The sequence below is a fragment of the Kocuria palustris genome (assembly GCF_016907795.1).
Classification (GTDB): Bacteria; Actinomycetota; Actinomycetes; order Actinomycetales; family Micrococcaceae; genus Kocuria; species Kocuria palustris.
The window spans coordinates 2,240,159-2,264,400 of the sequence record NZ_JAFBCR010000001.1 but is presented as its reverse complement, the minus strand read 5'-3'; the positions used below and the strand labels follow the sequence as shown (position 1 = coordinate 2,264,400).

The window sequence follows — 24,242 nt, the reverse complement described above, 5'->3', positions numbered from 1 at the left end:
CCCGTGCGTCTCGAGAGTTCACGCACATCTCATCCGTCGCCCGGTCGGGAGCCCTCACGAGGGGCTCGCCGAGAGGTGCGGGGCCTCAGCCGCGGCGCAGCAGCCAGCGGATGTGCCGGACCGCCCCGATCGTGATCGCGGCGACCAGCAGCCCGAATCCGGCCAGCACGAAGATCGGCAGCCTCCCGGTCGAGTTCAGCGGCTCGACGGGCTCCGGAGCCTCCGCCTCGACCGTCACATCCTCCGTCAGCGGCGGCCCGGAGGTCGCTGCCGAGGCGCTCGGCTCGCTGTCGTGACGGCGATGCACCTCGATCCACTGCTCCATGGAGCCCAGCGGAGAGTCCTCCATCTCCGGCAGGTCCGCGGTCACCGCCCGGTTCACGTCCAGGATCCCGTAGCCGTAGAGCGGGTCCTTGCCGGGCTCGCCCGCGTCCTCGGCCGAGGCCGTGATCCGGTGAGCCACCTCGTCGGCGCTGAGCTCTGGATGCTCCGAGCGGATCAGGGCTGCCGTGCCCGCCACGATGGGGGCGGAGGCGGAGGTGCCCGTCCAGCTGGCATAGCCGTCTCCCGGAGTGGCTCCCACGAGCTCCTCCGCCGGACCCGCCACCGAGATCGAGATCCCCTGCGACGACGACTCCCAGCCGGCCTGCCCGTCCTGATCCACCCCGCCCACGGTCAGCACGCTGGGGATGGTCGCCGGAGCGCCCACCTGCACCAGGCCGTTTCCGCGGTTGCCTGCCGCCGCCACGATCAGGACGTCCTTCTCCTCCGCGTAGGCGAACGCCGAGTCCCAGGACTCGGGCCAGGACTGCTGCGGGGAGCCCACGGACATGTTGATCACGTCGGCGCCGTTGTCGACGGCCCAGCGCACGGCATCGGGGATCTGCTCGTCGGTCGAGCGCACGCCGGCCTCATCGGTTCCCAGCGCGGTCGACACGGCCAGGATCTCCGCCTCGGGGGCCACGCCGATGATGCCCTCGGCGTGATCGGCGCCGTGGCCGCGCCCGGCCGCGACGGAGGCGACCATGGTCCCGTGATCGGGATCCGCCCCCAGCGGCTCCTGGCCGTTCGCGGCCCCGATGCCGGAGACGTCCGTTCCCCCCGAGACGGCCCCCTCGAGGTCCGGGTGCGAGCCGTCCACGCCGGTGTCGATGATCGCGATCGTGGCGCCCTCCCCGCGCGAGGCCTTCCAGGCGTCGCGGACGCCGTACTCATCGAGCCAGTACTCGTCCGCGCGGGCCTGCGACTCGGAGATCTCGGTGGACTCGGCCGGCTGCGAGGGCTCCGGCCCGGGCACGTCCGACGGGTCCGTGACCGGCACCGACGGCGCGGGGCCATCCGGCACCGGGGTCTCCTCGGTGGCCTGGACGGGGCCGGCGATGACCGCGCTGGTGAGCATCCCGCTCAGCACGACGGAGGCGCTCAGCGCCACGGCGGTGCGGACCGGGCCCCGCCCTCCATTGCCGGAGATGCGCTCGGAGGCTGAGGGGCTCATGGTCAGGTCCTTCGTGGACTCCGCGAAGCGGATCCGGGTCGGCAGGCGCACCGGGGACGTCAGGCCAGCGGAGCCTTCTGGGGGATGGTGGACAGGCGGGACAGTGCGATGCCGTCCAAAATATCGTGCTCGCTCGTGGTGGCGGTGCTCACACGCCCGTCGGTGGCCTCGGCGATCCGCTGCAGCACGCGCCGCCACACCAGGGCGCCGCCGCCGATCACGTCGCCGCGCCCGGGGTGCATGACGCCCAGGGCGTCGCGCTGCTCCCGGGTCATGGCGGTGAGCTCGCGGCAGGTGCGCTCCAGATCGGAGATCGGCAGCTCGGCGCCGTTGATCCGCTGCTCGTCGTAGTCCTCCAGGCCCAGGGCCAGTGCGGTGATGGTGGTGACGGTCCCGGCCACGCCCACGATCTTCCGGGTCTGGCCCAGCGGGACGGTCAGCGCCGCGGAGTCCAGGGCGCGGTCCACATCCGCCAGCACCGCGCGCTGCTGTGCCTCGGTGGGCGGGTTGGAGCCCAGGTGGCGCTCGGTCATGCGCACGCAGCCGATGTTCAGCGAGCGCGAGGCCAGGATCCCCGCCGAGCTGCCGAGCACGAGCTCGGTCGAGCCGCCGCCCAGGTCCACGACCATCGTGCGATCGTCCTCGGACTCCGGAGCGGCCACCATGGTGGCCCCCGCGAAGGACAGGGCCGCCTCCTCCTCGCCCGAGATCACCTCGGGGGCCACGCCCAGGCGCGAGCGGATGCCGTCCACGAAGACGTGCCGGTTGCCGGCGTCGCGGGTGGCCGAGGTGGCCACGAAGCGCACCGAGTCCACGGCGTGCTCATCGAGCAGGCGGGCGAAGCCGTCGACGGCCGCGAACGTGCGCTCCAGCGCCTCCTGGGCCAGCCAGCCGGTCGCATCCACCCCCTGGCCCAGGCGGACCATCTCCTTGGTGCGCACGAGCTCGTTCAGCTCGATCTCGGCCGGGGAGGCGCCCAGGGCGTCGTCGGCCGCCTCGGTGATCAGCAGGCGGATCGAGTTGGTGCCGCAGTCGATGGCTCCGACGCGCATGGGGGCTCCTCGGTGTACTCGGGCTCTTCAGGGGGTGGGGCGGTGCTCAGGACTCGCGCCAGGCGGGATCGCATCGGCAGATCTGCGGGGACCAGGTGTCGGCGATCAGCTCGAGCGTCTCGTCGCCGAGCAGGTTCACGCCGGGTCCCGCGGACAGCGAGTGTCCGACCAGCACGTGCAGGCACTTCACGCGGGTGGGCATGCCGCCTGCGGAGATGCCGTCGATCTCCGGGACCTCCCCGGAACCGGCGATGGCGCCGATGCGCTCGCGCCGGGCCAGGTAGTCCTCGTGCGAGCGCTGGTAGGACGCCGCCAGCTGCTCGTCCTCGCCCAGGCGGTCGGTCATCCCGTACATGGCTCCCTCCGCCTCCAGCCGCGAGACGGCTGCCGTGATCACGGGGTGGGCCAGGTAGTAGACCGTGGGGAACGGCGTGCCGCCGGACAGCCTCGGAGCGGTGGCCGCCACGAGCGGGTTGCCGCAGGCGCACCGGGCCGGGATCTCCACCACATCGCGCACGGGCCGGCCCAGCTGGCGGGCCAGCACCTGCAGGTCCAGCTCCTGCGGGCGGCGGTTGGCGGCCGTGGAGTTCAGGCCGCGGGGCTCGGCCACGTCCACGCCGGCCGGGGCGATCCCGGAGACGGTCTGCTCCAGATCCGGGCGCGGCTGATCGCTGCTGGTGCTCTGCTCGCTCACGGGGGTCCTCACTCGGTGGTCTCGGCGGTGGGCGACGACGAGGCGGACGGGTCCTCCTGTGCCTCGTCGAGCTCGGGGAAGCTGTCGGCGGAGTCCTCGGCGCGCCGCGGCCAGGCGGAGTCCTTGAGCGAGCCCCACAGGGCGTCGGCCCAGGCCGGCCTGCCTGCGGACTCCTCGACGGCAGAGGTGTCCGCGGCCCCGGTGCCGACCTCGTCGGCGCCGACCACCAGGTAGGAGCGCTGCCCGGGCTCGACCATCATCAGCCGCTCCCCTGCCTGCTGCTCGACGTAGTCCGGGTTCTCCCACAGCTCGAGCTCGTCCTGCAGGGTGTCCCGGTCGGCGGACTTCTCCTCGATGCTGGCCTCCAGCTCGGCGATCTCCGCCTGCTGGTCCAGGTAGATCTTGGTCGTGGGGGCCGCCAGGAAGACGATGAACAGCACGATCGCCACAACCCACAGCAGGCGACGGCTGCCCGACGAGGTCGTGAAGCGTCGCAGGCTGCGCGCGGGGGCCTCGTCGCGCTCGGCCGGATCCGGCTCGGAGCCGCGCTCGGACCGCGGCGCGCGGTCCTCGGTGCGGTGATCGGACACGGATGCTGCTCCTGGCTCTGCGACGGTCTGCGTGCTCGGGGCGTCCGCTCCTGTGCGAGGGCTGCGGGACGCGCGTTCGACGAGCGAGCGGGCCCAGTCTAGTGGCACGCTCGGACGCCGCCCGGCACCGACGAGGCAGCGCCTGCCCCGCGACGCCGGACCGCCGCCACCCTCCCGAGTCAGGAGGACGACGGCGGTCCGCGTGCGGACGGCTGCGTTCAGCCGTTCAGCCGCGCTCTCAGTCCGAGAAGCGCGGGAAGGCCGAGACGCCGGCGTAGGAGGCAGCGTCTCCCAGGGCCTCCTCGATGCGCAGCAGCTGGTTGTACTTGGCCACGCGCTCCGAGCGCGCCGGGGCGCCGGTCTTGATCTGTCCGGCGTTGGTGGCCACGGCGATGTCCGAGATCGTGGTGTCCTCGGTCTCGCCGGAGCGGTGGGAGACCATGCACCGGAACATGTTGGTCTGCGCCAGGGTGATGGCCTCCAGGGTCTCCGTGAGGGAGCCGATCTGGTTGACCTTGACCAGCAGGGCGTTGCCGACGCCCTCGCGGATGCCGCGGGTCAGGAACTCGGGGTTGGTGACGAAGAGGTCATCGCCCACGAGCTGGACCTTCTGCCCGACCGAGGCGGTGAGCTTGGCCCAGCCGTCCCAGTCGTTCTCGTCCAGCGGGTCCTCGATCGAGACCAGCGGGTAGTCGGCCACGAGCTGCTCGTAGTAGGCCGCCATCTCATCGGCCGACTTCTTGCCGCCCTCGAAGGTGTAGGAGCCCTTGTCGAAGAACTCGGAGGAGGCGACGTCCAGCGCCAGCGCGATCTGCTCGCCCGGCTTGTAGCCGGCCTTCTCGATGGCGTCCAGGATCAGGTCCAGGGCAGCGCGGTTGGACTCGAGGTCGGGCGCGAAGCCGCCCTCGTCGCCCAGGCCGGTGGACAGGCCGCGGTCCTTCAGCACGGACTTCAGCGCGTGGTAGACCTCGGTGCCGGCGCGCAGGGCCTCCGAGAAGGTGGCGAAGCCGATCGGGGCGATCATGAACTCCTGGATGTCCACGTTGGAGTCCGCGTGGGAGCCGCCGTTGAGGATGTTCATCATGGGCACCGGCAGCACGTGCGCGTTGGGGCCGCCCAGGTACTTGTACAGCGGGAGGTCGGCCTCCTCCGCCGAGGCGCGGGCCACGGCCAGCGAGACGCCCAGGATGGCGTTGGCGCCGAGCTTGGACTTGGTCGGGGTGCCGTCGAGCTCGAGCATGGCCTGGTCGACCAGGCGCTGGTCGGTGGACTCCATGCCGATGACGGCCTCGGCGATCTCCTCGTTCACGGCCTCGACCGCACCCAGGACGCCCTTGCCCAGGTAGACGTTCTTGTCGCCGTCGCGGCGCTCGACGGCCTCGTGCTCACCGGTGGAGGCGCCCGAGGGCACCGCCGCGCGACCGAAGCTGCCGTCCTCGAGGCGGACCTCGACCTCGACCGTGGGGTTGCCGCGGGAATCGAGGATCTGACGTGCGTGGACGTCGATGATCATGGCCATGGAAGGTCTCCTTCGATCGGTGCTGCGGAAACGGGCCGAGGCGTCCCGCCAGGACCCGGTGCTTCTGCTGACGAGCCTATCGAGAAGGCCCTGTCACGAACATCATTATTGCCTGTGCTTCCGCTCAGTCCTGCGGGAGCCGTGCCGGATCGCGCTGACGGACCCACCGGGCGCTGTGCTCGCGCAGGGCGCGCTCGGCATCCAGTCCGTCCGACGAGGCCTGGCGCACCAGTTCGAACAGGGCCTGCCCCAGCTGCTCCTGAGTGCGCGGGCGGTCCTCGTCCGGCTCCGAGGGGCTCTGCGGCTCCAGCCCGTGGCGCCTGGCCTTCGCGAGGATCTTCTCGGTGCGCTGCAGGGCGGGAAGCCCCGGCGGCACGCCGTCGAACGGGCCGGTGCGCTGGGGCTTCTCAGCCCGCTTGAGCTCCTCCCACCGGGCGTGCAGGGCGGCATCGTCCGAGGCCTCGGCCCTCTGGGCGTCGGCGAAGACCTCGGGGTGACGGCGCACGAGCTTTTCGCTGATCCCCGCCACGACATCGTCGATGTCGAAGCCGCCCTGCTGCGCGCTGCGCTCCTGGGCGATCCTCGCGTGGAAGACCACCTGGAGCAGGACGTCGCCGAGCTCCTCCACGAGCTCGTCGCGGTGGGCCTCCGGCCCGCCGGGGGCTTCGACGGCCTCGACGACCTCGTAGGACTCCTCGATCAGATGCTTCACGAGCGAGGAGTGGCTCTGGCGCCCGTCCCACGCGCAGCCGCCGGGCGAGCGCAGACGGTCCATGATCGCCAGCAGCCGCTCGAAGGCCGCCCCCGATCCGTCCTCGCTCACCAGGTGCCCTCGGAGGCCTCGGCCTCGTGAGCGGCCATCATGTCCCCCAGGCCCAGCGGGATGCCCGATCCGCGCACGGCGTCGAACTCCGCTCCGATCCGCGCCTCGAGGGCCACGCGCTGATCCAGCGGTAGGAAGGCCGACTGGGCCGCGCTGCGCTGCAGGGTCTCGAGGTCATCCAGCGAGAACCCGTGCAGGGCCACGAGCTCGCCGAGCTCGGTCGTGAGATCCGTGCCCGAGACCAGCCGGTTGTCCGCCCCGACCACCACGCGGAAGCCCGCACGGTGCAGAAAGCCGATCGGATGGCGCTGCGTGCCGGGGCCCAGGACGCGCACGAGGTTGTGCGGAGGGTTCCAGCCTGCGACCGCACCGGTCTGGCTGTTCGAGCGCGGGCAGACCTCCAGGGCGATGCCGCGGTCGCGCACCCACCGGGCCAGCTCGCCGAGCTCGATCGAGACGTCGTCGTCCGGGGCGTCCGACAGCGCCACGTCCTCGACCAGGCGCACGCCGTGGCCCAGGCGCAGCGCGCGGCCGTCGACCACCGCCGAGCGAAGGGAGTCCAGGCCGGCGCCCTCGCCCGCGTGCAGGGTGACGGGCACCAGGCTGCGCGCCAGCAGGTCCAGGGCCTCCTGGTGCCGGCTGGGCGCGAAGCCCTCCTCCGGTCCGGCCAGGTCGAAGCCCAGCACGCCGCCGGGCTCGTCCGGGGAGAAGCGCTCGACGGTCAGCTGCGCGATCTCGAGGCTGCGGTCGGCCTGGCGCATGGCGCACAGCAGCTGCCCGGCGGAGATCTCCAGGCCCTGCTGGGCGGCCGCGACCACGCCCTCCTGCAGGCCCTCGCTGACGGCGTCGACGGCCTGGCCGAGGCTCAGACCGCCGGCCACGTGCTGCTCGGGGGCCCAACGCAGCTCGGCGTGGATCACGCCGTCGGCGGCGAGGTCCTCGACGGCCTCGCGAGCCGCCCGACGCAGGGCCTCGGCGCTCTGCAGGACCTCGAGGATCACCGAGAAGGTCTGCAGGTAGCGCTCGAGCGAGCCCGAGTCCGCGGACTCGCGCATCCACTGCTCGAGCTCGGCGGCCGAGTCAGCGGGCGGCTCGGTGCCCGCGGCCCCGGCGAGCTCGAGCAGGGTCTGCGGGCGCAGGCCGCCGTCGAGATGATCGTGGAGGCTGATCTTGGGAAGGGAGCGCAGGACCCCGCCGGCCGAGCCGGCGGGGTCCTGGCTCCCGGGCTGACCGGCGGGGCCGGTGCTCGGGATCTGGGTCATGGGATCAGTAGTTCCAATCCTGGAGTGCGTCGTTGACGTGCTGCGGGATGTTCGCCCCGGTGCGCGGGTACATGCGCAGCTCCTCGACGTAGTTCTGCGAGGGCAGGCGGTTCTCGTAGCGCACGAACGCCTCCTCGTCGTCGTAGTCGAAGGAGACCTCCGGGGGGATGCCCGGACGGAAGCGGAACATGATCGCCAGCGGGGCGCCCTCGCCCTCGACGTACGAGTCCTGCTTGAGGGCCTGGACCTGCAGGTCCTCCTCGGGGATCAGGTCGAAGGTCGAGCGCTGGTCCCAGAAGCCGCCCTGGCGCACGTGGGTCAGGGCGTCGTAGTAGGTGCCCAGCGTGCGCACGCGGATCAGCACGGTCGAGACGTCGCGGGCGGAGCCGTCGGCCCCGAAGAGACGCTTCTGCGCGCCGGCCACGCGGCGGGCGATGTCCTTCTGCGACAGGACCTTGTTGCCCTGGGCCAGGTCCTCGCCGCCCGCTGCCTGCTCCGCGGCGCGGTACGACGGGGCCACATCGGCGCCGCTGGCGACCGTGGGGGCGCCGGAGCCGTCCCGGCTGGACACCGAGTGCGCGGCTGCCGCACCCGTGGGCGCGGCTGCCGGGGAGCGCCGGGCGCCGCTGTCATCGCGCCACTCGTCGTGATCGACGTGCGCCGGGATCTGCTCGCCCTGGGCCTGCGAGGCTGCGGAGGTGCCCGCGTGCTGCTCGCTCGTGCCGGAGCCCGCGGCGGACTGGTGGCCCGCCGTGCGCGCGACCGACTCCTGGACCTCGTGGTCCACCTCGATCGGCTCCTGGCCCTGCTGGCGGGGTGCGAGGTTGTCGACCGTGCCGTTGTCGGTCAGCTGGCCCTCGGGCACGCGCCGCTGCTCCGAGCCGGCGACGACTCCTGCCGCGCCGGCACCGGCCGCGGCGCCGGCGACGCCGGCACCCGCGGAGCGCTGCTCGGCCTCGACGGGGCGCGCCTCGGCGCCCGAGGTCTCGGATGCTGCTGCCTCGGTGCCCCGAGCATCAGCGGTCCGTGCCTCAGCAGGACGAGCCTCCTGGGTCCGTGCCTCGGGGGTGCGGGCCTCGGTGTCCTGGACGGCCTGCGGCTCGCGGCTCAGGGCCTCGGAGTCGCGGCGACGGTCCTCGCGGGACTCGGCGCCCAGGTCGCGCTGCTCAGCGGCGGGCTCGGCCGTGCCGGCCTGATCCTGCCCGAGCGGACCCGACTGGTCGCGGCCGCCGGCGGCCGCAGCAGCTCCGGCACCGGCGCTGGCCCCCGTGCGGGCGCCGCCCTGCGAGGAATCGCCCAGCGGGCCCTGCGCGGCGGGATCGGCCTGAGCGGAGTCGGCCGAACGCGGCGACGTCGCCGCATCGGAGGCGGGCTGTGCCTCACCGCCCTGCGCAGCACGGCTCTGTGCGGCACCGGCCTGCGCGGAGCCGCTGGCGACCCGGTACTGCTCCGTGCGGTGCTCGGCGGCCGGGAAGTCGTAGTCCACGGTGACGGAGCGGCCATAGGCCTCCGGTGCGGCCGCGGTGATGACGACGGTCTGCCAGGCGCCCGTGGACGAGTTCATGGACTCGGTGTAGAGGGCGGCGACGTCGTCGAACAGGGGCGAGGCCTGGTCGACCACGCCGGAATCGGTCTCCGGGGAGCCGTCGGCCGCGGCGCGCTCGGACTGGTAGCTCATGGTCGAGCCGCGCTGGACCAGGGTCAGCTTGGCGCGCTCGGCGCCGTCGACGAGCAGGCCGTCGACCAGGCTGCGCAGCGGGCCGGACTCCGGCAGCTGCTGGCCCGCGGCAGCGGTCTCAGCGCCGCGAGGCTGCGTCTGCTGGACATCCGCGTCCGCTGTGCGCGGCTCGCTCTCGGGGGTCTGCTTCCTGCTGAAAAGTCCCATCATGTCCTCCAGGTCGTCAGTCTCGTTCCGCCGGATCGGCGCGCCGCCGGCACTGTCTGCCACCAGACTACAAGTCGCCTCTCACAAGTCCTCGAATTCCACCACTCCGAGGACCACATCGGTCCGACTCGAGGCCTGCGGCCGGTCGGGGCCCACCGAGATCGCACCGAGCACGAGCTGCTCGGCGCCCTCGAAGGCCTCCGGGGTGTCCGTCATGAGCGTGGCCAGGCGCTGCCCCGCCCGGACCTGCTGGCCTCGCTCCACGTGCAGGAGCACTCCGGCTCCGGCCTGGACCGGGTCCTGGCTGCGCTCGCGCCCGGCGCCCAGGCTCCAGCTGGCCGTGCCGATGCCGAGCGCCTCGATGCCCTGCACCGTTCCGCCTTCTGCCGCGACGATTTCCTGCTCGTGCCGCGCCCGCGGCAGCTCGGCATCGGGGTCGCCGCCCTGCGCTGCGATCATGCGGCGCCAGGAGTCCATGGCGCGGCCGTCGGCGAGCGCGTCGGCGGGATCGTCGTCCACTCCGGCCAGGGCGAGCATCCGGCGGGCCAGCTCGAGCACGAGCTCGACCAGGTCGGCCGGACCGCCGCCGGCCAGGACCTCGAGGGACTCCTGCACCTCGCAGGCGTTGCCCACGGCGCGGCCCAGAGGGGCGGACATGTCGGTGAGCACCGCGGAGGTCGGCAGGCCGGCGTCGTGGCCGAGACCGACCATGGTCCGGGCCAGCTGCTCCGCGGATCCGCGGTCCTTCATGAACGCGCCGGAGCCGACCTTGACGTCCAGCACGAGGCCGCCGGCGCCCCCGGCGATCTTCTTGGACATGATCGACGAGGCGATCAGCGGGATGGAGTCGACCGTGGCGGTGACGTCGCGCAGCGCGTAGAGACGGCGATCGGCCGGAGCGAGATCCCCGCCTGCCGCGCACACCACCGCGCCCACGTCCTGCAGCTGCGCCAGCAGCTGGTCGTGGGTGAGCTCTGCCGTCCACCCGGGGATGGCCTCGAGCTTGTCCAGGGTGCCGCCGGTGTGCCCCAGGCCGCGGCCCGACAGCTGCGGGACGGCGACCCCGTGGGCGGCCACGAGCGGAGCCAGCGGCAGGGTGGTCTTGTCTCCCACACCGCCGGTCGAGTGCTTGTCGACGGTCGGCAGCGTCCGACCTCCGCGGCGCAGCCCGGTGAAGTCCAGGCGGGTGCCGGAGTCGATCATGGCCTCGGTCCAGGCCGAGGTCTCCTCCCGATCCATGCCCCGGAACCAGATCGCCATGGCCAGGGCGGCCATCTGCTCCTCGCTCAGCACCCCGCGGACGTAGGCGTCCACGGCCCAGCGGATCCGAGCCTCGTCCAACGGCTGTCCGTCCCGCTTGGCCCGGATGACGTCCACGGCAGCGAAAGGCTTTCGGACCGGGGACTGCTGCTGCGCGCTCACAGGACGAAGGCGTCGGGGAGGACCTGGTCCATGCTGCGCAGACCGCTGACGGTCAGCAGCTGGAGCTGATCCCCGCCGTGCTCGTGCAGCAGCTGGCGGCAGCGGCCGCACGGCATGAGCACCGAGCCCTGGCCGTCGACGCACACGAAGTGCGTCAGCCGTCCGCCGCCGCTGGCGTGCAGGGCGCTGACCAGGCCGCATTCGGCGCACAGCGTGAGCCCGTAGCTGCCGTTCTCGACATTGCACCCGGAGACCACGCGTCCGTCGTCCACGAGCGCGGCCGCCCCCACCTTGAAGCGGGAGTATGGGACGTAGGCGTGCTGCATGGCCCGGCGGGCCTCCTCGATCAGCCCCGCCCAGGGCTGCTCGGCGATCAGCTCCTCCAGCCGTGCGCCTTCGATGCTCTCGGTCATCTCCTGCTCCTCCTCGTCTCGACGGCCGCGCCCCGTGCTGTGCGGGCCCGGCCGTGACGCCTCAGCCGGCGTCCTCCTGGGATTCGATCTCCAGCTCGCCGTCGATGATCTGCTGGCGCAGCCCGGCGACCTCGGCGGCCAGCTCCGGGCCCACGCGCTCCTGCTGGTCGTGGTGATCGGCGATGCCCACTCCCCCGTTCTCGAGGCTCCCCACGTAGGGGTCCAGATCGAGTTCACCGTCTTCCAGGTCGCGCACCAGCGACTCCACGGGCCCTGTGAGGTCCTTGAGCACCGAGGTCAGCTGGTGCGATCGCTGGGCCTCCGGCAGGACGTCGTAGCCGTCGGTGTCGACCCAGATGAACAGCGCCTGGTCCGAGCCCTCACCCGTGGCGGCCACGGCCTGCGCGGTGCCCTCGGAGGCGCCTCCGGCGGCCGGCAGGACGATGTCCGCGCCGTTGTCCAGGAAGCCCTCGGTGACCTCCCGGGCGCCCTCGTCGTCCTTGAACGAGCCGAGCATGGTGCCCTCCTGCTCCTGCCGGTCCCAGCCGAGCAGCTCGACGTCGTCGTCCTTCTGCTCATTCCAGTGCTCGACGCCCTCGGCGAAGCCGTCGAGCACGAGCCTCACCCGGGGGATGTCCTCGCCCCCGAAGGCTGCGACCGTGCCGGTCTCGGTGGTGCCTGCGGCCAGGTAGCCGGCCAGGAACGCGGCGGTGCCGGAGTCGAAGCTCAGCGGCTTGACATTGCCGAGGCCCTCGCCTGCGGAGTCGTCCACGGTCGCGAAGGCGGCCTGCGGGTTCTCGGCGGCGACCTCCAGGGCGACCTGCGACAGCGGCTGCCCGTTGGCGATCGTGAGGTCGCAGCCGCTCTGGACCATGGAGCGCAGGGCAGGGTCGGACTCGGCATCCGAGCCCACCACGGACTCACGGGTCGAGACCCCCGTGTCACGGGCCGCATGCTCGAGCCCCTCGTGCGCGCTCTGATGGAAGCTGAGGTCCTCGAAGCCCTCTCCCTCGGCCACCATGCAGACGGTGGCCTCCTCCGCTGCGCCGAGCCCGGAGTCCTCCGACAGCTCGCCGCAGGCGCTGAGCGCGAGCGCGCTCAGACCGACCGCGCAGGCGGCTGGCACGGGACGGCGGAGGGACATGGCTGCTTCCGGGTGCTGTGGGGGCGATCGCCTGCAGTCTACGTTCCCGCGCCGGGTCGGGTCGGCTGCCGACCCTCGATGATCTGCTGGCGCAGCTGCCTCAGCTCCTGGGCGGTCTGCTCGTCCACGCGCTGCGCCTGATCATGGAAGTCCCCCAGAGCGACGCCCCGGTTGGCCAGGGTCCCCGTGTAGTCGTCGGCCTCAGCCCCGGGACTCGCGTACTGGGTCATCACATCGGCGACGGCGGAGCCCACCTCCTTGCGCACCGAGGTCAGCTGCCGAGTGCGCTGCTCATCGGGCAGCACCTCCCAGCCGTCCACGTCGACCCACACGAACAGCGCGTCGTCGTCCTGGGCGATCGTCTCGGTGGCGCCCAGCCCCGCGCGCCCCACCACGGGCATGATGACGTCGGCGTCGGCGTCGAGCTGCCGACGCGTCAGCTCGGCGGCGACCTCCGTGCGAGCGAAGTCCCCGACGAAATCGCCGATGCGCTCGCGCGGATCCCAGCCGAGCAGCTGCACGTCGTCGTCGTGGACCTCGTTCCAGTGCTCGATCCCGGCCGCGTAGCCGTCGAGGAAGTCGTGGACCTCGGGGATGTCCTCCCCTCCGAAGGCGCCCACGCGCCCGGTCTCGGTGGCCGAGGCGGCAGCGTATCCGGCGAGGAACCCGGGCTGCGAGGCGTCGAAGACCAGCGTGCGGACATTGGGCAGATGGATCGAGTCATCGTCGATGATCGCGAAGTCCTGATCGGGATGGCGCTCGGCGGCCGCCTCGACCTGCTCCACGAGCGTGGAGCCCATGGCGACCACCAGGTCGCAGCCGCCGGCCGGATCGGCCATCTCCTTCAGCAGCTGCTCGGACTCCCGCGGCGAGCCCGACTCCTCGGTGCGCACCTCGATGCCCAGGGAGTCTTCGAGCATCCGGCTGGAGTCGTGGATGTCCTGAATGAAGCTGCGGTCGCGGAAGCCGCCGCTGGAGCCGAGCACGCAGCCGGTGAAATCGACTGCGTCCTCTCCGGATCCCGCCGCGGTGCGCGGGGCGGCGCACGAGCTGAGCAGGGCAGCAGCGCAGACAGCAGCAGCCAGCGCCGCTGCTGCGCGCCGGGGGACGTCTCTGGCGGCGGCGACCGGGCGCCGCCGCACGGGCACGGTGCGAACGGAGGGGGGAAGTCATAGCTGTGGGGGGTTCCTGCGATGCTGTGCGACGAGACCTTCAGGGGGACATCTCATCGGCAGCGGCCGGGTTCTGCGGTGCTGAGGGGACGAGCGATCAGCGGAGGGCGGATTCTCTCACGTGGTGCGCCACGGCGCGCAGGGCCGTGCTGGCCATGACCTGGATGCCGCAGGCGATGGCGTCCTCGTCGGCGATGTAGTCGGCCTGGTGCAGATCGTGGGTCTGGCCCCCTCGGGTGCGGGTGCCCAGGCGCATCATGGCGCCGGGGACCTCCTGGAGGTACCAGGCGAAGTCCTCGCCGCCCATGGACTGCTCCACGAGCACCACGGCGTCCTCGCCGAGCTCCGCGCGGGCGGCGTTCTCGATCATGGTGGTCTCCAGCTCGCCGTTGACCACCGGCGGGACGCCCCGCACGTGCTCCAGGTCCACCTCCACGCCGTACGGCGCGGCGACGTCCCCGACGACCTGGTCGAGCAGCTCTCCGGCCTGGTGCCAGGCTTCGGCGTCGAGGCAGCGCATGGTCCCCGCCAGGGTGCCCTCCGAGGGGATGGCGTTGGGGGCCACGCCCGCTCCGATCTCGCCCCAGACCACCTGCACGCCCGAGCGGACGTCGATGCGGCGCGAGAGGATCGCCGGGACGTTGATCGCGATCTGGGCCATGGCGAAGACCAGGTCCTGCGTCAGGTGCGGGCGCGAGGTGTGACCGCCCGCTCCGGACAGCCGCAGCCGCACCGTGTCCGAGGCCGAGGTGATCGCCCCGATGCGGGTGCCGACCTGGCCGACGTCGACCTTGGGCTCGCAGTGCAGCGCGAAGATCCGCGGGACCCCCTCCAGGACGTCCTGCTCGATCACGGTCAGGGCGCCGCCGGGCAGCTGCTCCTCGGCCGGCTGGAACACGACGCGGACCCGCCCGGACAGCGGCGAGGTGCGGTTCAGATCGGCCAGCACGGTGGCCACGCCGAGCATCACGGTGGTGTGGATGTCGTGACCGCACATGTGCGCGACCCCGGGGTTCTGCGAGGAGAACTCGAGACCGGTGGCCTCCTGAATCGGGAGGGCGTCGATATCCGCTCGCAGCGCGACCGACAGCTCGCCGGTCCCGATGTCCACGTAGCAGCCCGTGCTGCGCAGCCGCACCGGCTCCAGGCCGACGGCCTCGAGCTCGGCCATCAGCCGGTCGGTCGTGCGGTGCTCCCGGTAGGACAGCTCCGGGTGCGAGTGCAGGTCGCGGCGGAACTCGATCAGGTGCGGCAGGAAGCGGCGGACGAGCGGCGCGATCGACAGGGCCTGGCCGCCGTCGTCGAACCGGTGCCGGGGGGCTTCGCTGCTGGACGTGCTCGCGGCGGGGGAATCGGACATTGCCTCAGGATACGGCGCAGCCGCGAGCCGACGGACCACGGCGCGCGGCCTCCCGGAGGAGGCCGCGCGCCGGAGAAGGGGTCCTGGTCAGAGGACGTCGGTGTCGCCGGCGGCCTTCAGGGAGTTGACGGTCTCCTTGACGCGCTGGGCGTGCTCGCGCGTGGTGACCAGCAGGGCGTCGGGCGTGTCCACCACGACGATGTCCTCGACGCCGATCAGCGCGACGACCCGGCCGGTGTCCGAGACGACGATCCCGGAGGAGCTGTCCACGAGCACGCGCGGGTTCTCGCCCAGCACCGCCACGTCGTCCGATTCCCGCGGGTGGTTCAGCCGGGACATGGCCGCGAAGTCCCCGACGTCGTCCCAGGAGAAGGAGCCCGGAACCACGGCGACATCCCCGACCGCCGCCGCCGGCTCGGCCACGGCGTAGTCGATCGCGATCTTGGGCAGCTGCTCCCAGACCCGGGCCATCACCTCGTCCTGATCCTCGGTGCCCCAGGCATCGGCGATCTCGGACAACCCGGCGAAGAGCTCCGGCTCGTTGGTCTGCAGGTGCTGCATCATCAGGGCCGCCGGGGCCACGAACATGCCGGCGTTCCAGAGGTAGTCGCCGCTGGCCACGTAGGAGCGGGCGGTGTCCTCATCCGGCTTCTCCACGAACTGCTCGACGTCGCGGGCCGACGGCGCGCCGTCGACGTCCAGGGGCTTCCCGGCCTTGATGTAGCCGAAGCCGGTCGACGGAGCGGTCGGGCGGATGCCGATGGTCACGACCTTGCCGGTGCGGGCGGTCAGCACGGCCTCGCGCACGGCCTCCTGGAAGACATCCGCGGGCTCGATCACGTGATCTGCGGCGAACGAGCCGATCACGGCTCCTGGATCGCGGCGCTCCAGCAGGATGCTGGCCAGCCCGATCGCAGCCCCGGAATCGCGCGGCGACGGCTCCAGGACCAGGTCCTCGGCCGACAGCTCCGGCAGCTGCTGGCTCACGGCCCCGGCGTGGCTGCGTCCGGTCACGACCATGATTGAGCCGCGGCTCAAGGGCGCCAGGCGCTCGTAGGTGGCGCGCAGCAGGGACGAGCCCGAGCCGGTGAGATCCAGCAGGAACTTGGGCGCGTCCGCCCTCGAGAGGGGCCACAGCCGGGACCCCACGCCGCCGGCGGGGATGAAGGGGTGGAAATGCTCAAGAGGTTCCGTCACGGATCGCATGATATCGCCCGGGGCGCGCCGCCCGGCCCAGCGCCGCCCTGCCGGGCCGTCCACCGTTCGGCGAGGCTCCGGGTCCGGCCGGGCCCTGCAGGAGCCCTCAGCAGCTGTGAGAACCGCGCGAAACCGCCGCGTGAGGACGCTGACACCTCGTCGCCAAGTGGCCGCTTCCCAGACATCCGACTGGTAGTGTGGCCCGTGAATCCGCTGACAATTCCATGCAACACGCCTCAGGCGCTCGGCCGTCGGCGCGCACGCGCGCCCGCCGAGATCCCCGAACGGGCAATCGGCCTGAGGAGATACAGGGAGGTATCACATCGTGGCGACCACAGCACCCGCGGTCCGGACCCGGCCGGAATCCGCCGGGAAGATCGGATCGGGCACCCTCTATCGCGGAGGATTCGGAATGTGGTCGTGGGTGGCCCACCGGATCAGCGGCGTGGGCATCTTCTTCTTCCTCCTGGTCCACGTCCTCGACACCGCCATGGTCCGCGTGGATCCCGAGGCCTACAACGCCGTGATGGCGACCTACAAGAACCCGATCATGGGCATCGGCGAGATGGGCCTGGTGGCGGGCATCGTCTACCACGCCTTCAACGGCGTGCGCATCATCCTGGTCGACTTCTGGTCGAACGGCGCCAACCACCAGAAGAAGCTCTTCTGGGCGGTGGCCATCGCCTGGCTGGTCGTGATGGTGCCGTTCGCCATCGTCCACGTGTACCACATGTTCATCCACTGATCGCGAGGGGATCCACGCACATGAGCACTCCGCTGAAGTCCAAGATCGCCGTCCCTCGCAGCAACGACCGCGAGGTCGCCGGCGTCAAGTACAACCGGTCCACCTCCGGGCGCAGCAAGTTCGAGATGCTGGCATGGCTCTACATGCGCATCTCGGGCGTCGTGCTGCTGGTCCTGGTGTTCGGCCACCTCTTCGTCAACCTGATCGCCCCCGAGGGCGGCGTCCACGCCATCGACTTCGGATTCGTCGGCGGCAAGTGGGCCAACCCGTTCTGGCAGGTCTGGGACCTGCTGCTGCTGTGGCTCGCCCTGCTGCACGGCGGCAACGGCATGCGCACGATCATCGACGACTACGCCGAGCGCACCGGCGTCCGCTTCTGGCTCAAGATCGCGCTCTTCGTCGCCGTCGCCTTCACGATCCTGCTCGGCACCATGGTGATCTTCACCTTCGAGCCCTGCCCCGCCGGCGCGGATCCCGAGCTGCTGGCCAGCTTCTGCACCGCGAGCTGACCGTCCGCCGCCGCAGCTCCCGCCCGCCGATGACGCCGGGCCCGCGCACTGCGGCGGCGCCGCCCAGCACCTCCCACGAACTCCCAACAGAAAGAACACTGGAATGCAGGTTCACAAGTACGACGTCGTGATCGTCGGCGCCGGCGGCGCTGGAATGCGCGCGGCCCTCGAGTCCGGCCAGCGCGCCCGCACCGCGGTTCTCACCAAGCTCTACCCCACCCGCTCCCACACTGGCGCGGCGCAGGGCGGCATGTGCGCCGCCCTGGCCAACGTCGAGGAGGACAACTGGGAGTGGCACACCTTCGACACCGTCAAGGGCGGCGACTATCTGGTGGACCAGGATGCCGCTGAGGTGATGGCCAAGGAGGCCATCGAGGCCGTCCTGGACCTCGAGAAGATGGGTCTGCCGTTCAACCGCACGCCCGAGGGCAAGATCGATCAGCGCCGCTTCGGCGGGCACACCCGCGACCACGGCAAGAACCCCGTGCGCCGCGCCTGCTACGCCGCTGACCGCACCGGTCACATGATCCTGCAGACCCTCTACCAGGCCTGCATCAAGCACAACATCGAGTTCTACAACGAGTTCTACGTGCTCGACCTGATCATGGTGGACACCCCCGAGGGGCGCCGTCCTTCGGGCGTGGTGGCCTACGAGCTGGCCACCGGCGAGCTGCACGTCTTCCAGTCCAAGTCGGTCGTGTTCGCCTCCGGCGGCGCCGGCAAGGTCTTCAAGACCACCTCCAACGCGCACACCCTGACCGGCGACGGCATGGCCATCGCCTTCCGCAGCGGCCTGCCGCTGGAGGACATGGAGTTCGTGCAGTTCCACCCCACGGGCCTGGCCGGCCTGGGCATCCTCGTCTCCGAGGCCGCCCGCGGCGAGGGCGGCATCCTGCGCAACTCGGACGGCGAGCGCTTCATGGAGCGCTACGCCCCCACCATCAAGGACCTCGCGCCCCGCGACATCGTGGCCCGCTCGATGGCCAACGAGGTCCGCGAGGGCCGCGGCTGCGGCCCGAACAAGGACTACGTGCTGCTCGACCTGACGCACCTGGAGCCCTCGCACATCGACGAGAAGCTGCCGGACATCACCGAGTTCGCACGCACCTACCTGGGCGTGGAGCCGTACTACGAGCCCATCCCGGTGTTCCCCACCGCCCACTACTGCATGGGCGGGATCCCCACGGACATCAAGGGCGAGGTCTTCGAGAACTCCGAGAAGACCGTCCCCGGCCTGTACGCCGCCGGCGAGGTCGCCTGCGTGTCCGTGCACGGCTCCAACCGCCTGGGGACCAACTCGCTGCTCGACATCAATGTGTTCGGCAAGCGCGCCGGCGTCTTCGCCGCCCAGTACGCCGAGCGCGCCGAGTTCCTGCCGATCCCCGACGACGCCACGGCGCGCACCGAGGCGCTGCTGGACAACGCCCGCTCGGATCACGGCGAGGAGAAGGTCGGCGCCATCCGCAAGGACCTGCAGGACACCATGGACATGAACATGCAGGTGTTCCGCACCCATGACTCCATCTGGCAGGCCCTGCAGGACATCGAGAAGCTGCAGGAGCGCTACTCCCGCATCTCGATCCAGGACCGCGGCAAGCGCTACAACCTGGATCTGCTCGAGGCCGTGGAGCTGGGCTTCCTGCTCGAGCTCGCCAAGGTCATGTCCGTGGCCGCTCTGCACCGCAAGGAGTCCCGCGGCGGTCACGCCCGCGAGGACTTCCCCGATCGTGATGACGAGAACTTCATGGTCCACTCGATGGTCTACGACGACCCGTCCTCGGAGACCGCTGGCATCCGCCAGGAGACCAAGCCCGTCATCTTCACCCGTTACGAGCCGATGGAGCGCAAGTACTGATGTCCACTGCCGCTGCTGAGAAGACCGACGAGAGCACCCAGTCGGAGTCGATTCCGTCCTTCGACGTCACGGTGCGCATCCGTCGCTACAACCCCGAGTTCTCCTCCGAGGTCACCTGGGAAGAGTTCAACGTCACCATGTACGGCACCGACCGCGTGCTGGACTGCCTCCACAAGATCAAGTGGGAGATCGACGGCTCGCTGTCCTTCCGCCGCTCCTGCGCGCACGGCGTGTGCGGCTCGGATGCCATGCGCATCAACGGCCGCAACCGCCTGGCCTGCAAGGTGCTGCTCAAGGACCTGGACCTGTCCAAGCCCCTGACTATCGAGCCGATCAAGGGCCTGCCCTGCGAGAAGGACCTGATCGTCGACATGGAGCCGTTCTTCCAGTCGTACCGCGAGGTCATGCCGTTCCTCATCAACGAGGACAACGAGCCCGAGTACGAGCGCTACCAGTCCCCCGAGGACCGGGCCCGCTTCGACGACACCACCAAGTGCATCCTGTGCGCCGCGTGCACGTCGTCCTGCCCGGTGTTCTGGACCGACGGCCAGTACTTCGGCCCCGCGGCGATCGTGAACGCGCATCGCTTCATCTTCGACTCGCGCGATCAGGCCGGAGACATGCGTCTGGAGATCCTCAACGACAAGGAGGGCGTGTGGCGCTGCCGCACGACCTTCAACTGCACCGAGGCGTGCCCCCGCGGCATCCAGATCACGAAGGCCATCGCCGAGGTGAAGCAGGCCGCGCTGGCCACTTCCATGTGATCTCCCGCTGAGCAGCGCCCCAGCGGCCGCTCAGACGCACGACGAGCCCCGTCGGTCCACGGACCGACGGGGCTCGTCGCTTCCCCGGCGATCTCGGCGCCGCCGTCAGCTGGCCCGGCGAGCTGACGCCGCACCACCGCAGCCCCTCAGCGGTGATCGACGGCGCTTCTGCGGCCTCAGCGGGTCCGACCGGATGAGGCCGCAGGACGGCAGCCCGTCAGCGCTGAGGGGCTGCGCAGGTGCGGCATCGGCGACGGCCCCATCGACGGGGCGCGCAGCAGCGGGGCAGCGATGGGGGCGCAGAGGCCGCACCGAGCGCGAGGAGGCTCCCCGCAGGAGCTGCGGCGGGCAGCAGTGCGTCAGAGCAGGCCGCGCTCGTGAGCGCGGACGTCGTCGAGGGTGGCCACCGCGACCGCGGCCACGGCCCGGGTCTCCCCCACCGGCTGCGGATGCCCGCCATGGGTGTCGGCCTGGACCAGGGCGCCGAAGGCCGCCGAGACCAGGATGATCTGGCTGAAGAAGTAGAACCACAGCAGCACGCCCACGGTGATGGCGATCGAGAGCAGGTACGGGCTCGAGGTCATGGCCTGGATGACCAGCCCGCCGACCTCGCGCAGCACGTAGTTCCCGCCGGCGCCGAGGATCAGCATGCAGGTCATGACCCACCACGACGGCTTGAGCTGGGCGACCACTCGGTACATCAGGAACAGCGTGAGCGCATCGGCTCCGACCCCGACCGCGGTGGCTGCCCCGTAGGCGACCTCGCCGTCCATGAAGCGGACCAGGGGGCTGAGCACCGGCACCTGCCCCACCTGGTCCTCGAGCAGGCGCAGGGCGCCGGCCGCTTCGGCGTTGAGCACCAGCGAGACGGACAGCACCATCACCAGCACGAGCAGCCCCACGATGTCCCGCGGCACCGCCGCGGCCGGAGCTCCTCGCGAAGGAGGGACCTCGAACATCCGCCGGGTCGACAGCCGGATCCCCGCAGCCCATCGCCAGGCGGTGAAGCCCAGGATGGCGGCGCCCACGATCCAGGTGACGGTGAACTGCTGAGTGGTCTCCAGCATGGACACCGGGATCAGGCCCCCGTGCCCGGAGTTCAGCAGCCCCGGCACCGACTGCTCCACCGCGTCGATCGCCAGGTCCCGGAACTCGGAGTCCGAGCCGAGCCAGCGGCCCATGATCGCGAAGCCGATCACGAGCACGGCCACGGAGGCGAAGAGCATGTTGTAGGACAGCCCCGCGGCCATCAGGGGCCCGCCGTGGAAGAGGTAGTGCATCACGAGCCGACCGGGCAGCAGGGTCCACACCGAGGCCAGAGCCCAGCCGAAGACGCTGCCGAGCTGAGAGAGCAGACCGGCCCCCTGCCGGCGCTTCAGGCGCAGGATCGACAGCTGCCTCTTGGCCTCACGGCGCAGCCCGTCGCGGTCCACTGCCGCCGGAGGGACGGCCGGCGGCTCCAGGACGTAGGACTGCGCGCCTGCCTGAGGGCGGCGCGCCCCCTCCTCCTCCGGGTCGATCGGCGGCCCCTGGCCGCGAGCCGAGCTGGGCAAGGGCCCTCAGCGCGCCGGCGGCAGGAAGCCGACGGCGTCCATCACCTCGGACAGCGTCCGCGAGGTGATCTCGTGTCCCTTCTGCGCCCCTCGGGCCAGGATGCGATCGAGCTCTGCGGGATCGTCGAGCAGCTCCTGGGCGCGGGACTGGATGGGATCCAGGGTCTCGGCCACGACCTCGGCCAGGTCCACCTTGAGGTGGCCGTACATCTTGCCCTCGTAGTCGGCCACGATGTCGTCGATCGGGCGGTCCGTCAGGGACGAGTAGATGGTCAGCAAGTTGGACACCCCCGGCTTGGCGGTGCGGTCGAAGCGGATCTCGGCGCCGTCGTCGGTCACGGCCGACTTGATCTTCTTGGCGTTCTTCTTGGCCGGGTCCAGCAGGCGGATCAGGCCGTTCTCCGACTCGGCCGACTTGGACATCTTGGCCGTGGGGTTCTGGAGGTCGTAGATCTTGGCGGTCTCCGTCATGATCCGCGGCTCCGGCACGCGCAGGGTCTCGCCGAAGCGCTGGTTGAAGCGCTGGGCCAGGTTGCGGGTCAGCTCGAGGTGCTGGCGCTGGTCCTCTCCCACGGGGACCTGGTCGGCCTGGTAGATCAGGATGTCGGCGGCCATCAGCACCGGGTAGGTGAACAGACCCACGCTCGTGGAGTCCGCGCCCTGCTTGGCGGACTTGTCCTTGAACTGCGTCATGCGCGCAGCCTCGCCGTAACCCGTGATGCAGTTGAGCACCCAGGCGAGCTGGCTGTGCTCCGGCATATGCGACTGCACCAGCAGCGTGGAGCGCTCCGGGTCGATGCCTGCTGCGATGTACTGCGCGGCCGTCACGCGGGTGCGCTGGGCCAGCTCCGCCGGATCCTGCGGCACGGTGATCGAGTGCAGATCCGCCACGAAGAACACGCAGTCGCTGCCGTCCTGCATGGACACCCAGTTGCGGATGGCGCCCACGTAGTTGCCCAGGTGCAGCGAATCGGCCGAGGGCTGCACCCCCGACAGGACGCGGGGCCTGGTGCTGGCGGTCGGGGTGTCTGCGGTGGTCACGAGCGGTGCTTCTCTCTGCTGCGAGGACGACGGGGCCCGTCGTCGCGGATGATTCGGTGCTGGGGGCTCGGGTCTGCTCCGGACCCGCGCGGTCAGAGCCTGTAGTCGACCACGAGCGCGGCATGGTCCGAGACCCGGGTGTCGTAGCTCTCGGCGCGGTCCACGACGGCCCGCACGGCACGCTCTGCGAGTGCCGGGGTGGCCATGTGGTAGTCGATGCGCCAGCCGGCGTCGGTGTCGAAGGCCTTGCCGCGGTAGGACCACCATGTGTAGGGGCCCGGGACCTCGCCGGCCAGGCGGCGGGCGACGTCGACGTAGCCGAGGTCGCCGAAGAACCGGTCGAAGTAGGCTCGCTCCTCCGGCAGGAAGCCCGAGTTCTTGACGTTGCCCTTCCAGTTCTTGATGTCCAGCTCGGTGTGGCCCACGTTCAGATCGCCCACGACCAGCACGTGGTCCGCGTTCTGGGCCAGCTCCGGCAGGCGGGTGAGCATGGCCTCCAGGAAGGCGTACTTGTCGACCTGCTTGGGAGTCTCGACCTCGCCCGAATGGACGTAGGCGGAGACCAGGGTGAGCAGCGAGCCGTCCGGCAGCCGCAGGTCGTCCTCGACCCAGCGCCCGGAGTCGTTCAGGCCGTCGCCCAGGCCCTCGCGGCGCGCCTCCGGGCTCAGGGTCCCGCCATGGGCGCCGCGGCGCACCGCGGTCAGCACTCCGGCGCGGCCCTTGGCCTCGGCCTCCTGGTGGTGGATCTCCCACTCCTGCTCGCCGAGCAGGTCGCGGGCGATCGCGTCGGGGGCGCGGACCTCCTGCAGGCACAGGACGTCGACGTCGCGCGGGGCCAGCCACTCGGCCATCCCCCGCTTGTACGCGGCCCGGATGCCGTTCACGTTCATGCTGGCGATGCGCAGCAGCTGCTCGCGGGGCACGGAGGCGCCCTCCTGCTCTGCGGGCTGTGCGGTGGTCTCTGCGCTCACCGGCGCTCCTCTCGTGGTCTGCGTCCGTTCATGGGGTCTGCTCGAGCGCCCGGCGCACTGGTCGGCGCCCGGCGGCGTCCTCCGAGTCCTCGGTCCCGGCCGGGGCCTGTCGGCTCTGCGGCCTGGAGCGTCCTGCTGCCTCCGAGCTACGCTGCACCGCTCAGTCGACGATGTCGCCGTCCACCGGAGCGGCGGAGTCCTGCACCATGCCCATGCCGTTCGAGGCGGTCACCGCGATCGTATCCAGAGCGCGGTCGACCTGGGCGCGATCTCCCGGGTTCGAGCCGTCTGCAGCGGGCAGATTCGCGGAGATCACGCGCGTCTGGACCATGATGATCTGGAACGAGTGCTCGATCTTCTGGTCGGTGATCGAGCGGCTCGGAGCCGGCGCGCTCTGCGTGGCGGCCGGGGCCCGTCCGAAGGCTCGCTGCGCGGTGCGCTGGGCCTCCTCCATCTGCCGGGCGCCGAAGCGGGCCGCCTTGCGCACCGACCACAGCACGAACGCGGCGATCAGCAGCCAGCCGGCGGCGATGCCGGCCAGGATCCAGCCGAGCAGCGAGCTCTCGTTGGCCGCCTGCAGAAGGGCCACCACGAAGATCACGACGAGCGCCGCGATCCCGATCAGCGAGATCCACAGCCCCGTGCGCCCAGAGGCTGCGGGAGTGCTCTGACGGGACGGGTTCTCGGTGCCGATCTGCTGCATGCCCCACATTGTTCCGCATCGGCACGGGACCCGCGAATCAGCGCGCCCGACTCTCACCCCCGGCGGATCCTCG

Annotated in this window: 22 protein-coding genes; 4 read left to right on the top strand and 18 right to left on the bottom strand. The window is 71.3% G+C overall.

Annotation, left to right across the window (positions count from 1 at the left end; all coding sequences use genetic code 11):
* Positions 1-85: 85 nt before the first annotated feature.
* From JOE55_RS10015 to JOE55_RS09950, 14 genes are all read right to left on the bottom strand, one after another.
* Positions 86-1,495, bottom strand: coding sequence for a S8 family peptidase (locus tag JOE55_RS10015; RefSeq protein ID WP_204782794.1), 1,410 nt, complete (start codon positions 1,493-1,495; stop codon positions 86-88).
* 59 nt (positions 1,496-1,554) lie between these two features.
* Entirely contained in the window at positions 1,555-2,547 is a 993-nt protein-coding gene (locus JOE55_RS10010) for a Ppx/GppA phosphatase family protein (RefSeq protein ID WP_204782793.1), read from the bottom strand.
* Positions 2,548-2,593: 46 nt separating this feature from the next.
* A complete protein-coding gene (locus tag JOE55_RS10005) occupies positions 2,594-3,157 on the bottom strand; it encodes a DUF501 domain-containing protein (protein WP_375543934.1) in 564 nt (187 codons plus the stop codon).
* Positions 3,158-3,249: 92 nt separating this feature from the next.
* On the bottom strand, positions 3,250-3,831 hold the full coding sequence (locus JOE55_RS10000; RefSeq protein ID WP_204782792.1) for a septum formation initiator family protein: 582 nt from the start codon (positions 3,829-3,831) through the stop codon (positions 3,250-3,252).
* Between the two features lie 238 nt (positions 3,832-4,069).
* On the bottom strand, positions 4,070-5,350 hold the full coding sequence (eno, locus tag JOE55_RS09995; protein WP_204782791.1) for a phosphopyruvate hydratase: 1,281 nt from the start codon (positions 5,348-5,350) through the stop codon (positions 4,070-4,072).
* Between the two features lie 124 nt (positions 5,351-5,474).
* Entirely contained in the window at positions 5,475-6,173 is a 699-nt protein-coding gene (locus JOE55_RS09990) for a MazG family protein (RefSeq protein ID WP_204782790.1), read from the bottom strand.
* A complete protein-coding gene (locus JOE55_RS09985) occupies positions 6,170-7,435 on the bottom strand; it encodes an adenosine deaminase (RefSeq protein WP_204782789.1) in 1,266 nt (421 codons plus the stop codon). Before JOE55_RS09985 ends, JOE55_RS09990 begins: the two co-directional genes overlap by 4 nt.
* Positions 7,436-7,439: 4 nt before the next feature.
* Positions 7,440-9,323 carry a hypothetical protein gene (locus JOE55_RS09980; RefSeq protein ID WP_204782788.1) on the bottom strand — a complete coding sequence of 628 codons (1,884 nt, stop codon included), beginning with the start codon at positions 9,321-9,323 and terminating at the stop codon, positions 7,440-7,442.
* 78 nt (positions 9,324-9,401) lie between these two features.
* On the bottom strand, positions 9,402-10,742 hold the full coding sequence (locus tag JOE55_RS09975) for a thymidine phosphorylase (protein ID WP_338125471.1): 1,341 nt from the start codon (positions 10,740-10,742) through the stop codon (positions 9,402-9,404).
* Positions 10,739-11,155: a cytidine deaminase gene (locus tag JOE55_RS09970; protein ID WP_239546598.1), complete on the bottom strand. Its 417-nt coding sequence runs from the start codon at positions 11,153-11,155 to the stop codon at positions 10,739-10,741. The genes JOE55_RS09975 and JOE55_RS09970 overlap by 4 nt, the downstream gene beginning before the upstream one ends.
* A 61-nt stretch (positions 11,156-11,216) precedes the next feature.
* Positions 11,217-12,299: a BMP family ABC transporter substrate-binding protein gene (locus tag JOE55_RS09965; protein ID WP_204782787.1), complete on the bottom strand. Its 1,083-nt coding sequence runs from the start codon at positions 12,297-12,299 to the stop codon at positions 11,217-11,219.
* 38 nt (positions 12,300-12,337) lie between these two features.
* Positions 12,338-13,285 (bottom strand): BMP family ABC transporter substrate-binding protein, encoded by a 948-nt coding sequence (locus JOE55_RS09960; protein WP_204782786.1) that lies wholly within the window; start codon positions 13,283-13,285, stop codon positions 12,338-12,340.
* A gap of 283 nt (positions 13,286-13,568) precedes the next feature.
* A complete protein-coding gene (locus JOE55_RS09955) occupies positions 13,569-14,831 on the bottom strand; it encodes an amidohydrolase (RefSeq protein ID WP_239546596.1) in 1,263 nt (420 codons plus the stop codon).
* Positions 14,832-14,918: 87 nt separating this feature from the next.
* Positions 14,919-16,037, bottom strand: a complete 1,119-nt coding sequence (locus JOE55_RS09950; protein ID WP_029643361.1) for a mannose-1-phosphate guanylyltransferase — start codon at positions 16,035-16,037, stop codon at positions 14,919-14,921.
* A gap of 367 nt (positions 16,038-16,404) precedes the next feature.
* On the opposite strand from JOE55_RS09950, the gene sdhC reads away from it, so the two are divergent.
* From sdhC to JOE55_RS09930, 4 genes are all read left to right on the top strand, one after another.
* Positions 16,405-16,773, top strand: a complete 369-nt coding sequence (sdhC, locus tag JOE55_RS09945; RefSeq protein WP_259903483.1) for a succinate dehydrogenase, cytochrome b556 subunit — start codon at positions 16,405-16,407, stop codon at positions 16,771-16,773.
* Between the two features lie 20 nt (positions 16,774-16,793).
* Positions 16,794-17,282, top strand: coding sequence for a succinate dehydrogenase hydrophobic membrane anchor subunit (locus JOE55_RS09940; protein WP_006215510.1), 489 nt, complete (start codon positions 16,794-16,796; stop codon positions 17,280-17,282).
* A 103-nt stretch (positions 17,283-17,385) separates the two neighbouring features.
* A complete protein-coding gene (gene sdhA, locus JOE55_RS09935) occupies positions 17,386-19,137 on the top strand; it encodes a succinate dehydrogenase flavoprotein subunit (protein WP_006215511.1) in 1,752 nt (583 codons plus the stop codon).
* A complete protein-coding gene (locus JOE55_RS09930) occupies positions 19,137-19,901 on the top strand; it encodes a succinate dehydrogenase iron-sulfur subunit (protein WP_006215512.1) in 765 nt (254 codons plus the stop codon). The genes sdhA and JOE55_RS09930 overlap by 1 nt, the downstream gene beginning before the upstream one ends.
* A gap of 359 nt (positions 19,902-20,260) precedes the next feature.
* On the opposite strand, the gene JOE55_RS09925 is transcribed toward JOE55_RS09930, so the two are convergent.
* The 4 genes from JOE55_RS09925 to JOE55_RS09910 form a co-directional block, all read right to left on the bottom strand.
* Complete coding sequence (locus tag JOE55_RS09925) at positions 20,261-21,454, bottom strand: YhjD/YihY/BrkB family envelope integrity protein (protein ID WP_006215513.1); 1,194 nt, start codon at positions 21,452-21,454, stop codon at positions 20,261-20,263.
* 6 nt (positions 21,455-21,460) lie between these two features.
* On the bottom strand, positions 21,461-22,495 hold the full coding sequence (gene trpS / locus JOE55_RS09920) for a tryptophan--tRNA ligase (RefSeq protein ID WP_053446949.1): 1,035 nt from the start codon (positions 22,493-22,495) through the stop codon (positions 21,461-21,463).
* Between the two features lie 92 nt (positions 22,496-22,587).
* A complete protein-coding gene (locus JOE55_RS09915; protein WP_390886410.1) occupies positions 22,588-23,466 on the bottom strand; it encodes an exodeoxyribonuclease III in 879 nt (292 codons plus the stop codon).
* Between the two features lie 160 nt (positions 23,467-23,626).
* Entirely contained in the window at positions 23,627-24,169 is a 543-nt protein-coding gene (locus JOE55_RS09910; protein WP_006215516.1) for a hypothetical protein, read from the bottom strand.
* Between the last annotated feature and the right edge of the window lie 73 nt (positions 24,170-24,242).